The organism is Streptomyces cinereospinus (genome assembly GCF_042430725.1).
GTDB lineage: Bacteria > Actinomycetota > Actinomycetes > Streptomycetales > Streptomycetaceae > Streptomyces > Streptomyces cinereospinus.
In genome coordinates this window covers 1-11611 of sequence record NZ_JBHMCY010000124.1, presented here as the reverse complement: position 1 = coordinate 11611, position 11611 = coordinate 1, and the positions used below count along the sequence as shown (strand labels likewise).

General features: G+C 69.4%; 10 protein-coding genes and 2 pseudogenes. 7 read left to right on the top strand and 5 right to left on the bottom strand.

Annotated features, from left to right (window positions below):
- Positions 1–37: 37 nt before the first annotated feature.
- Both ACFF45_RS34390 and ACFF45_RS34385 read right to left on the bottom strand, forming a co-directional pair.
- Positions 38–535: an O-methyltransferase gene (locus ACFF45_RS34390; RefSeq protein ID WP_381350927.1), complete on the bottom strand. Its 498-nt coding sequence runs from the start codon at positions 533–535 to the stop codon at positions 38–40.
- Between the two features lie 61 nt (positions 536–596).
- The gene (locus tag ACFF45_RS34385; RefSeq protein ID WP_381350926.1) at positions 597–1028 is read right to left on the bottom strand and encodes a hypothetical protein; all 432 of its coding nucleotides are present in this window, start codon (positions 1026–1028) and stop codon (positions 597–599) included.
- Positions 1029–1974: 946 nt separating this feature from the next.
- Between ACFF45_RS34385 and ACFF45_RS34380 the strand changes: the two genes are divergently transcribed.
- Positions 1975–3750: a class I adenylate-forming enzyme family protein gene (locus ACFF45_RS34380; protein WP_381350925.1), complete on the top strand. Its 1776-nt coding sequence runs from the start codon at positions 1975–1977 to the stop codon at positions 3748–3750.
- A gap of 38 nt (positions 3751–3788) precedes the next feature.
- Here the strand turns inward: ACFF45_RS34380 and ACFF45_RS34375 are convergent.
- A pseudogene (locus ACFF45_RS34375) lies at positions 3789–4643 on the bottom strand (LysR family transcriptional regulator); the annotation flags it as partial.
- A 168-nt stretch (positions 4644–4811) separates the two neighbouring features.
- Between ACFF45_RS34375 and ACFF45_RS34370 the strand changes: the two are divergent.
- From ACFF45_RS34370 to ACFF45_RS34355, 4 genes are read left to right on the top strand one after another with little or no spacing between them, the layout of a single operon-like run.
- Complete coding sequence (locus ACFF45_RS34370; RefSeq protein WP_381350923.1) at positions 4812–6233, top strand: MFS transporter; 1422 nt, start codon at positions 4812–4814, stop codon at positions 6231–6233.
- 60 nt (positions 6234–6293) lie between these two features.
- Positions 6294–6893: a VOC family protein gene (locus tag ACFF45_RS34365; protein ID WP_381350921.1), complete on the top strand. Its 600-nt coding sequence runs from the start codon at positions 6294–6296 to the stop codon at positions 6891–6893.
- Complete coding sequence (locus tag ACFF45_RS34360) at positions 6890–7147, top strand: hypothetical protein (RefSeq protein ID WP_381350919.1); 258 nt, start codon at positions 6890–6892, stop codon at positions 7145–7147. Before ACFF45_RS34365 ends, ACFF45_RS34360 begins: the two co-directional genes overlap by 4 nt.
- Positions 7144–8379 carry an FAD-dependent monooxygenase gene (locus tag ACFF45_RS34355; protein WP_381350918.1) on the top strand — a complete coding sequence of 412 codons (1236 nt, stop codon included), beginning with the start codon at positions 7144–7146 and terminating at the stop codon, positions 8377–8379. The genes ACFF45_RS34360 and ACFF45_RS34355 overlap by 4 nt, the downstream gene beginning before the upstream one ends.
- Positions 8380–8527: 148 nt before the next feature.
- Here ACFF45_RS34355 and ACFF45_RS34350 read toward each other — a convergent pair whose 3' ends face one another.
- On the bottom strand, positions 8528–8860 hold the full coding sequence (locus tag ACFF45_RS34350) for a hypothetical protein (protein ID WP_381350916.1): 333 nt from the start codon (positions 8858–8860) through the stop codon (positions 8528–8530).
- Positions 8861–8941: 81 nt separating this feature from the next.
- Positions 8942–9430 carry a LysR family transcriptional regulator gene (locus tag ACFF45_RS34345; RefSeq protein WP_381350915.1) on the bottom strand — a complete coding sequence of 163 codons (489 nt, stop codon included), beginning with the start codon at positions 9428–9430 and terminating at the stop codon, positions 8942–8944.
- Between the two features lie 552 nt (positions 9431–9982).
- On the opposite strand from ACFF45_RS34345, the pseudogene ACFF45_RS34340 reads away from it, so the two are divergent.
- Positions 9983–10084 (top strand): annotated as a pseudogene (locus ACFF45_RS34340) (alpha/beta fold hydrolase); the annotation flags it as partial.
- Positions 10085–10250: 166 nt separating this feature from the next.
- Positions 10251–11534, top strand: coding sequence for an IS701 family transposase (locus ACFF45_RS34335; RefSeq protein WP_381350928.1), 1284 nt, complete (start codon positions 10251–10253; stop codon positions 11532–11534).
- Positions 11535–11611 lie beyond the last annotated feature (77 nt).

Sequence of the window (11611 nt, the reverse complement as noted above, 5' to 3'; positions counted from 1 at the left end):
TCAAAGCCCCCTGGACAACCCCACCCGAGCCATAACTTCACGGCCTTGGGGCTAGTTCCTCCCAGTAACCGATGTAACCCGGCTTGTCGGCGTCGATGAAGGCGAGGTCCAGGTGAGGCTCGGCGGGCAGGGCGCGGAGGGTGTCGAGCGCGTCGCCGAGTCTCAACTCGATCCGGTCGTCCACCTGGGCACGGGCCCAGAAGTCGCGTGCCACGTCGGTGTATTCGGCGGAGACGTCACAGGTGATCAGCGAGCCGCCGGCCCGCAGGCCCCGGGCCATGCAGAGCGAGGAGTACCCGGTGAAGGTACCCACCTCGACGATGGTGCGGGCGCCCAGCAGCCGCACCAGGAACGTCAGCAGCGCGCCCTCCTCGGGCGCGACCGTCATGTGCGCCTGCTCGGGTATCGCCTCGTGCGTCAGCTCGATCAGCTCGATGAGGAGCGGGTCGGGCGTCATCCTGCCCTGATCGAGGAGGTAGTCGTGCAGCTCGGGGGTGAGGGCCAGGTTCCTGGCGGTCAGCGTGTCGTTCCGCAACACATGTGCTCCTGGGTACGTGGAGAGATGGGGACACCGGGCAGAGCTGGTCCCGGGGGACTCAGATGGACACGACGTGCTCGGTGGACCGCCACGCGGCATAGGCGTGGCGGACGGCTTCGGTCTCCTGCGGGATGCGGGCGGTGAACTCCCTGAGATCGCCGGCGCAGTGCAGTTCGAAGCGGCGGCGGCTACGCGCGGACCACGCGGGGTCGCGGACGAAGTAGAGGACGGTCGAACCCCCCGGCCCCTCCTGCGGGTTGTAGCCGCCGCCTTCCCAGAGCAGTCCGGCGCCGGTGCGCCAGGCGGTGACGAGGCTTTCGAGCCCGGCCGCGCTCGGGCGCCGGAAGACGAACGCGGTGTGCTGCTCGAAGCCGTGCTCGACCTCGGACGCCTCGATGTGCCGGTCGAACGCCGCACCGTCCCGAGGGAAGAGGAACAACTCCACCGAGGCGTGGCGTCGTCTGTCCGGCAGTTCCGGCCTGATGCGCACGATGTGGACCTGACAGCGGGCCGGGTCCAGCCGTACCGCTCGCTCAGCCTCTGACGGACCACCGTGCTCGGTACCACGGGAAGCGGTGCCAGGCCTTGCTGTTCCAGGTGGCGCAGGCCGGAGTCGAGGGTGCGCGGGAACAACAGTACGGCGCAGTGGTCGAACACGCAGTGGCGTTCGGTCAGGAAGGCGGCCTCTCCGCCAGCCTTCGCCTCCGCGAGAAGCGACGAGGTCGACGCCGTCCACGCGGAACGGGCATCGTGGATCGCGGCGTCGAGGCGTCCGAGGTCGGCGTCGGAGAAGGCTCTTTCCCCGGGAATTCCATCGGCGGACACCAGGCGTGCGTTCGCTTTACCGGAAGGGTGAGCAACGGACATCGATACCTCCTGCGTCGGGGCCGTCGACATTCTGGGGCGGTTTTCCTTCAAACGGCAAGCCCACTCGTGGTCGCGAAATGAAGAAACATTCGACCGGAAATTACCCGACCCCGGAAACGTAGCGGATGTCCTGGGAAAACGCGATGGTTCTGCATTCTCGATGGTATCCATCGGCTCCGCCGAACGACACGACGACGACCGGGTACGACGAAGGCATGGGGCGGTGTACTCGCCCTTCTGTATTGAGATTCCTTACCTCCCCGACACCTTCAAAATACCCCGGAGCGGAGCGCATTTCCGCAGATGAGAGCCCCTTCCGGGCCGATGTGGACATGGTTCGGCGCAGCCGATGCCACCGATCGGCCATGCCGAACCCCCGCCCGCAAGCCACTAGAAACCCGGGTCCGCCACCGGCCACCGCCCCCGGATAAGGATTTCCTATTCTGCGGGACCGGCAGTAAAGATCACGAATACTTATGGGGGATTCCCTGGACTATTCCTTCGCCTGCGGCCCAGAATCCGAGTCGGCAATCCGCGCATGTTCGTTCTGCCGCAGACGGAGGAACCTCGTGAGCACTCCCCGCCCGGAATCGACGACAACACCTCTCACGTTCGGCGAGGCCCTGGAACGTGCCGCGGCACGCGGTACGCATTCCGCCGTACGGGACGGGACCCGGTGGCGGACCTGGCGCGAATGCCGTATCGAAGCCGCACGGACCGCCCGGTCGCTGACCCGGTCCGGGCTGCGGGCCGGCGACGTGCTGGCGACCCAGTTGCCCAACTCCTGGGAGCTGGTGGTCCTGCACGCGGCCACCGCCGAGACGGGCATCCTGCTGTTGCCGCTGCACACGAACTACGGCGTCCACGAGATGCGTTCGCTGCTGGACCAGTCCAAGGCGGTCGCCGTGGTGGCACGTGGCGCGCACCGCGGGCACGACCGCGTGGACGACCTGGTCGCCCTGCGCGAGCGGTGTCCCTCTCTCCGGCAGGTCTGGGTCTCTTGCGACCGGCCCTCGGACTCCCACGCCGCCCGGCTGGAGAAGCTGGGGCTCCTGGAATCGGACGAGTTGTCACGGCCGGCCGGGTCGTGGGACCCGGCCGCGGTGCGGGAGGACGACGCGCCGTCAGGGGCCCGGGACGCCGACGGACCCGGCGGCGCACCGGTGGACCGTCCGCGCGACCCGTACGCGCCAATGATGCTGCTCGCCTCGTCCGGGACGACGTCCCGGCGGCCCAAGCTCTGTGTGCACAGTCATGCCGGCCTGCTCGGCAACGCGGCGGCGGTGGCGGCGGACGGCGGTCTCGGCGCGTCGGACACGATCGTCTCGGCGAGTCCGCTCAGTCATGCCTTCGGCCTGCTGTCGGTGCACCTCGCGCTGGTCACCGGCGGCCGTGTCGGTCTCTTCGAGGGCTGGGACGCCCGACGCTTCCTGGAGGTCCTGCGCACGGCCTCTGCCACCGCGGCCTTCGCCGTGCCCGCCCAACTGCGTGACGTCATGGCGGTGCTGAGGGAGGAGGGGCCGGAGTCCAGCACCGTCCCCGGCCTGCGGGAGGTGCGCACCGGCGGCGCCCACGTCCCTCGTGAGCTGGCCGACGAGGTGCGGCACACGCTTGGTGCGCGCCTCATCGTGCAGTGGGGGATGACGGAGATCGGGGCGGGCACCTACACCCGTCCCGGGGACCCGCCAGAGGCGACCTCCACGATCGGGCGCCCGATGTCCGGGGCTGAGGTGCGGGTGGTGGACCGCGAGGGCACCCCCGTCGAGCCGGGTACGACGGGGGAACTGCAGTACCGCAGTCCGTACATGTTCCACGGGTACCACGCGGCCCCGGAGCTGACCCGGGCGGCGCTCACCGGCGACGGCTGGCTCCGCTCCGGAGACCTGGCGGCCCTCGGACCGGACGGCTCGGTGGGCTACCGGGGGCGGTCCGACGAGCTGATCAACCGCGGCGGCCTAAAGTTCAACGCTCTGGAGGTGGAGGAGCTGCTCAAGGACCTCCCCCAGCTCGCCCAGCACGCGGTGCTCGGGAGACCCGATCCGCGGCTGGGGCAGCGCTCCTGCCTGGTGGCCTCACTGCGGGAGGGCGCCACCGGCCTGACCCTGAGCGAGGTGACCGCCCACCTGTCCGCCAAGGGACTGGCCACCTACAAGCTGCCCGAGCAGTTGGTGATCGTCGACGCGCTGCCGACCACCGTCACCGGGAAGATCGCCCGCTCCCGGCTGAGGGAGCTGTCCCTGCCGCCGCTCGCGACGTCAGGGGCGCCCGTGACCGCGGCCGAGACGTCCGCCGCGGCTGCCACAGCCGGCGCGGCGGCTCCCGGACCCCGGGCCGTGCGGCCGTGACCGGTACCGTCCGGTGTCAGCCGGCCAGCTTGCTCGCGCAGCACCGTCTGGAAGCCGGCCAGGCTGGGGTTCGCGGAGTTGCGGTCCAGCCACGTCATGGTGACCGTAGTGCGCAGGTCGGTGTCCCCGACCTCCACGACGGCCACCTCGCCCCGGTCGGCCTGCCCGCGCACCGAGATGCGCGGAAGCAGCGCACAGCCCATCCCCGCGGCCACGCACGCGCCCAGGGTGCCGATGCCGGAGACCTCCGCGATCGGCTCCTTGGACGAGGCGGAACCGAAGGTGTTGTCGTACATCTCCCGGAACCCGCAACCCCGCTCCGTGGCGAGGAAGGGTTCGGAGACCAGCTCGTGCAGTCCGGCCCGGCCGCGTGCGGCGAGGCGGTGGTCCGGGGGGACGATGACGACGAGCGGCTCCTCGGCCAGGGTCTCGAAGCGCAGGCTCGTGTCGTCGGGCGGGGTGCCGAAGGCCAGGCAGAGATCGAGATCTCCCCGGCGGACGGACTTGTACAGCTCGCCCCGGCTGTCCTGACCGACCCGCACCCGTGCCTGCGGGTAGAGCGAGCGGTAGCAGGAGAGCACGTTCGGCAGCAGATGCAGCCCCACCGTCTCCAGCGTGCCGATGGCCAGTTCCGAACCGGGCCGCGAGACCGCCCACCTCGCCTCCTCCAGAAGCTTGAGGATCCGGTCGGTGTACTCCGACAGCACCGCTCCCTGTGGGGTGAGCCGGACCCTGCGCTGTGACCTGTCGAGCAGAGCCACTCCCAATTCGCGTTCCAACGACTGAATCTGATCGCTCACACTGGACTGCGCGTAGTGCAGTTCACGGGCGGCCTGCGTGACGCTGAGTGTCCGGGCCACCGTTTCGAACGTCCGTAGATGCCGCAACTCCATGTTGTCGCCCCTCAGTTACTGATCCATCGGCCGTACCGATGTCACCCATAGGGTATTCCCTCTCCTACCAGCGCCAATTCGGCTTCCGCGTCAGCTTGAATGAAGACTCCGTCCCCGACGACCTGATCCGGCGGCGGAAAGAGCGATTCTGAAACCGAGGAGAAACACATGGCAACGCAGGCGGAACCACAGCGGGCTTCCGTCACCGACGGAGAACCGGCCGGTAAGCCATCGCGCACTCTGCTGGTAGGGCTTTCGCTCGGTTACTTCATGGTCCTGCTGGACATGACCATCGTCTCGGTCGCGCTTCCCGCGATCTCCCGTGATCTGAACATCGGGCTGAGCGGGCTCCAGTGGGTCACGAACGGCTACACGATCACCTTCGCCGCGCTGCTGCTGACAGCGGGCTGGCTGTCGGACCGCTTCGGCGGCCGGCGGGTCTTCCTCTGGGGCCTCGTGACGTTCGGCCTGCTGTCCGGCGTCTCGGCTGCAGCCACCACGCTAGACGCGCTCGTGGTGCTGCGCCTGGCCCTCGGTGCGGCGGGGGCGCTGCTGCTCCCCGCGTCGCTGGCCGTGATCACCAATGCCTACACCGACGCGGCCGAGCGGGCCCGCGCGGTCGGCTCCTGGGCCGCGATCACGGGTGCGGCGCTCGCCGCCGGCCCGCTGGTGGGCGGTGTCCTGACCGACACGGTCGGATGGCGCGCGATCTTCCTGATCAACGTGCCGCTGGCCGTGATCAGCCTGGTCATCACCGTGCGGCAGGCCCCGGAGACGGCCCGCAAGCAGCGCAGCGGCCTCGACCTGACCGGACAGCTCAGCGGTGTGGTCGCCCTGGCGGCGCTGGTGTACGCCCTGATCGAGGGGCCCGCCAAGGGCTGGTCGGACGGCGTCGTGCTGATCGCCTTCGCCCTGGCCGCGGTCGCGGTGGTGGCCTTCCTGGTGGCGGAGTCGCGTGCCGGTGACGCGGCGATGCTCCCGCTGCGGATGTTCCGCAGCCGCGGGTTCTCCTCCGCGCTGGCGGCGGGCCTGCTGGCCAACTTCGGCCTCTCGGGGCTGCTGTTCGTGCTGTCGCTCTTCTTCCAGGACAGTCGCGGCTACTCGTCCTTCAGCGCCGGCCTCGCCTTCCTTCCGCTGACGCTGCCGACCGCCTTCAACCCGATCTACACCGGCCGGCTGGTGGGCCGCATCGGCCCGCGCCGCCCCGCCACCATCGGCTTCGCCCTGATGGGGATCGGTGCGCTGCTCCAGGCGCCGTTCACGGGCAACTCCGGCGTCGACCTCGCCGTCACCGTGGTGGGCCTGCTCGCCTTCGGGTTCGGTATCTCCTTCGCCCTGCCCGCCCTGGTGGCGGGGATGGCGAGCTCGATCCCGACGGACCTCGCCGGCATCGGCGCCGGAGCGCTCAACTCGGCCCGCCAGGTCGGCGCTTCGCTGGGCGTCGCCGCCCTGGGTGTGATCCTCAACCTCGCCTCGACCAATGCCGACGGTACCCGTTGGGCCCTGGTGGCCGGTGGCGTCGCCCTGCTGGTCGGAGCACTCATCACCGGCACCGGACTGCGTGGGAAGAGCCCCACACCCTCACGCTGACCCGTCTCACCGGCAGCGCGCCGGTCCCTGCCGTCCCGCCCCTACGAAAGAGGAGGAACATTGGAGACCGCATCACCGCCCTCGCAGTACCAGCCGGGCCTGCGGCTGGACGGCGTCGACCACCTGGCCTTCGTCACCTGGAGGCCGCGCGCTACCCACGAGTTCTACACCCAGGCCCTCGGCATGCCCCTGATACACGCCATCACGGCGACGGGGTGGGTCACCGAGGACTACCCGGACTTCGTGCACTTCTTCTTCGACATGGGCCGGGGGAACCGGATCGCCTTCTTCTACTATTTCGGCCTGCCGGAAGAGGAGCCGCCGAGCGATCTGATGCACCGCTCCCGCCACGTCGCCTTCCACGTCGACACCGAGGAAGAGCTTCTGGCGTGGCGGGACCGGCTGAAGGCGCACGGGGTCCGGGTAACCCGGCCGATGGGGCACGAGCTGATCGAGTCGATCTACTTCGACGACCCCAACGGCCTCCAGTTGGAGATCACCCGGCCGCTGCGGGAGATGTCGGGGATCGACTCCCGCGACGCGGAGCTGACCCTGGCCGCGCTCGCCGACGTCGTCGAGTCCCCGTGGCCCTCGGCCCAGGCCCTCTGGCAGCGCAAGGCGGAGCTCATACGCAAGAACGCGGAGGTGCCGGGCGCATGACGGTGTCGGTGTACGTGCTCGACGTACCGGAGTTCGAACCCGTGGTCCATACGGCCCGGACCGCCGGAATGGGCGTCCACCAGATGGGCGACTACCTGGAGTTGACGACCGAGGACCACGAAGTGGTCCTGCACCGCGAGGAGACCGGGATGCGCCCCGCCCTGTGGCACGCCATGCTGACCGGCGGCCTCACGGGCCGGATCATCTCCTTCACACCCGATGCCCTCCACCTGTGCGAGGAGGAGGGGGCATGAGCGCCGCCAGCGGACCGACGACCCGTCACCCCGTCCTGGTCGTCGGCGCGGGCCCCGCCGGGCTCAGCGCCGCGCTGGCGCTGCGCGCCGCCGGCCTGCCCGCGGTGGTCCTCGACAAGCGCGTCGCGGACACCGTGCGGCCCGGCAGCCGCGCCGCGTACCTGCACGGAGCGTCACTGCGCGAACTGGAGCGGATCAGCCCCGGACTGGGACACGACATCGCTGGAAATGGCTTGATGTGGTCCACCAAGCGGTCCTTCTGGGCCGGGCGGGAGATCTATGCGCGCACCTATCCGCCGCTGCACCGCGAGGGGCTGCCGCCGTTCACCAGCCTGCCGCAGGTGCGTACCGAGGACCTGATGGCCACCGCGTGCGCGAAGCAAAAGGTGGAGTTCCACTGGGGTGTCGAGGCGACACAGGCCACGAGCGGCCCGGACGGCGTACGGCTGGTGGATTCCTCGGGCACCGAGTGGCTGGCGGACTACGTGATCGCCGCGGACGGGTCCCGTTCGCCGCTGCGGTCTGCCATCGGCAGTCCGCTGGAGGGGCCTCGCTCGCGCAACACCTTCGTGGTGGTCGACCTGGACGACGACCCCGCTCATCCGATGCCCGTCGAACGGGTTTTCCACTACCACCACCCGAAGGTCGGCGGCCGCAACGTGCTGATCGTCCCGTTCGCCGGCGGCTGGCGGGTTGACCTCAATCTCCTGGTGGACGACGATTCCGGAAGGTACGTCTCGCCCGAAGGGCTGCGGCACTGGATTCCCCGGGTCCTGCCCGCCTCCTACGGTGAGCGGGTGCGGTGGGTGTCCACCTACCGGTTCGCCCAGCAGGTGGCCGCCACTTTCACGGACACCCACCGCCGGGTGCTGCTGACGGGCGAGGCGTCGCACCTGTTCGCTCCGTTCGGCGCGCGCGGCATGAACTCCAGCATTCCCGACGCCGTCCGGGCGGTGACCGCCGTGCACGCGGCGCTGTCCGCGCACGGAGCCGCCGAGGCGGAGGCGGAGATCGTCCGGTTCGCCGAGGAGCGCAAGGAGGCCGCCAACTACAACCGCGCCTGTGCCAGCTCGGCACTCGAACACATGCTGGCGGAGCGCCCCTCGATCCGTCTGCGGCGGCGTGCGGCCGCGGCGGTCGCCTCGGCCGGGCTGAAGGCCGGCGCCTGGCTGGACGCTGCGCCCTACGGTCCCAAGCTGGTGCAGCGCGGCGCGGCCCGCACCTCGTACTGACCGGGCCGGTACGGCATGTACGGACCCGTGCCGTACCGCCGGGCGCGGACGCGCCTCGCGTCCGCGCCCGGCGGTACGGGCCGACGTCCACCCCCTGATCCGGGCCGCATGGCCGCTCTCCCCCCGCCGGCCGTGCGGCCCCTCCCCATCACAACTGCTGAAGGGGCAGGTCCCTGAGCGTCGCGCGGGCCACCGTGCGCGCGGCCTCCAGCACGGGTTCGCGGGCCGTGGAGGAGAAGGCCAGATGTACGACGAGGGGTTCGGGCGCGGGCCCCAGGGCGCCGGCCGGCGCGGGGCGCAGCGACGGGTGGTAGTCGTGGGCGTTCGCAGGCAGGGCCGTATAGGCCAGGCCCGCCTGCACGGAGGCCCGGATCGACAGCGGGTCGGAGCACCAGAGGACGGAGTGCCAGGCGACCTTGCGCTCGGCAAGCGTGTCGATGATCCGCAGGCTCAGTGCCGAACGCTCGCTGACGAAGGCCATCGGGACGCTGTTCCCGGGCGCGAGGGGAGCCTCGCCGAACCAGGCCAGCCCCAGCCGCCCCAGCGCCTCGCTGCGGGGCGTCTACGTGCCCAGCAAAAGCGCAGCCTCCAGTTCGCCCCGGGCGAGCCTGTCAACGAGGGAGGAGCTGAGGCCGGTGGTCATCGCGCACCGCAGGTGCGGTCGCTCCACGGCCAGTTGGCTGATCATGCTGCCGAGTCCGTCGGCGAGATGCACCGAACAGCCCATGCTGAACGACTGCGGGTTCTGGAGCGCCGAGAGTTTGTTGAGGACTTCACTGTTCAGTAGGATGACACGGCGCGCATGGGCAACCAACTCCCTTCTCGCAGGCGTAAGTTGCAGTGGCCTCTTGCCGCGCTGGAACAGAGGTGCCTGGACCAGGGTCTCCAGCCGCTGCATTTGCTGACTGACCGTCGGCTGTGTCACGTGCAGGGACTTCGCCGCACGGGCGAAACCGTTCTCCTCGACAATGGCCACGAGGGTGCGGAGGAGTTTCACTTCGATGTCACGCTGTAACATTTTCAACACCTGCTCCCGGTAGGCATGGGCCATGGCATGGGCGCGTATAGTCAGGACCTGCGACGTCGCCTTCTCGGGCGCGGAGGCAGAGAGGGAAACGCGGATCGTCGATTTCTGAGCGCGTGGGGACTACGGGTGATCCGTCACCGGAAGGAATGGCGTCCGACGGACGCGGATTCCCCTGGAGCGCTCATCGACGAAGGAGTGTTGCGAAAAAAACACAGCGAGGCCCCCGTCTGGCTGTGTCTCCGATGTGGCGGTCGTCTCCATAGTCGCATAATCGGCTAGTTGTGCGATGCGGGGTTCGGCATTCGATCGGCCTCAATGTCCGCAATGTCTGCCAGATTTGACTTTCACTATACTCGACAGCAGTTCTTGGCCGCGAGCTTTCATTATCGGCCAGTGCGGCCATAACCAGAAGGTATTTCTCGAACGAAAAGGCCGAAAAGGATCCTTCAGGCGCCGGAACCGGTCATCGGGAAAACGGCACACCCTTCGCTCGGCGACGGAGGGGGGTCCGGTTTGGAAACGGCCTCGCGGGTGACCACACGGGTGGTGGCGGTGTCAGCCGCGAGGTGGACGGCCACCTTCCACGCCAGCTCGTACGGCACGCTGCTCGGGGCACAGTACGCCGAGACCTACCCGCGCCGTGTGCGCGCGATGGTGCTGGACAGCGTCATGGACCACGCGTTCTGTGAGTTCTCACTTAGTACTCCAGTCTGGTTTCGCGATCTTGGAGGGGACCTGGCTGGGAACGGGTACGGCCACCGCGTGATCATCGGTTGGTGTGTGGACAAACGAAGATCGTGCGGTGGCAGCAGGCCATAGCGTGGACCCTGCCCGCTGGCGGGAGATGTTCGACCAGATCATGGCCCGAATCGCGGTTCGGTTCGGCCGAGTTGAAGCCCGGGCGAGTGCCCGCGCCTATCTGCTCGGGCTGCTGTCGAAGGCAGAACGGAAGAACTGCTGGCAACTGGCCGAGCAGGCCGGTCACGCCCGGCCGGGACCGATGCAGCGGCTGCTGCGCTACGCCCGCTGGGACGCCGATGCCGTCCGTGACGACCTGCGCGCCTACGCCGTCGAACACCTGGGCACCGACGGCGGGGTACTGATCGTGGACGAGACCGGCTTCGTGAAGAAGGGCCGCGCCTCGGCGGGGGTACAAAGGCAGTACACCGGCACTGCGGGACGCATCGAGAACAGCCAGGTCGGGGTCTTCCTCGCCTACGCCACCAGCCGGGGACGGGCGCTGGTCGACCGCCAGCTCTACCTGCCCGAGAGCTCCTGGTGCACCGACCCCGGGCGCCGCCAGGCGGCCGGGATACCCGACGAGATCGAGTTCGCGACCAAGCCCCGCCTGGCCTGGGAGATGATCGCCGCCGCGCTGGACGCCGGGGTGGAGGCACCATGGGTGACCGGCGACGAAGCCTACGGGCAGGACCCACAGCTGCGTGCCCGACTGGAGGAGGCCGGCACCGGCTACGTCATGGCCGTCGCCTGCTCGACGCGGGTGCGGATCAACTCAGGCCTCACCCCTGTCCGCGCGGACACCGCCGCGGGCCGCCTGCCCGTCACCGCCTGGCAGCGGTGGAGCGCGGGCAGCGGCGCGAAGGGCCCGCGCCACTATGACTGGGCATGGATCCACATCGGCACCGACGAACACCGCCATCTGCTGGTCCGCCGCAACCGCACCACCGATGAGCTGGCCTTCTGCCTGTGCTGGTCACCCACCACGGCCACCCTCGCGGAGCTGGTACGCGTCGCCGGTGTCCGCTGGAGCGCCGAGGAGTGCTTCCAGGCCGCCAAGGGCCAGGTCGGACTCGACCATTACCAGGTCAGGCACTGGACCTCATGGCACCGGCACATCACGCTCGCCATGCTCGCCCTGGCCTTCCTGACCGCCGTCGCCGCCAGCGCGGCCCCCAACCGGCCCGCAGATTCACACCACCCCACCCGCGGTAACGACCCGATCACCTTGACCGTTCCCGAGATCCGCCATCTGCTCGCCACTGTCTTCCCTGCACCGGCCCTGACCGCGGCCAGACTGCTCCACTGGTCAACCTGGCGCAGACGCCACCAGGCAACAGCCCGCCGCAGCCATTACCGACGGCGCGGCACCAACGAACCCGCTGGATAGATCACAAAACCGCACTGGAGTACTAGTAGTGCTTGGTCAGGTCGATTCGCCGGCGGCGTGTCCGTTTGGTCGGGTGC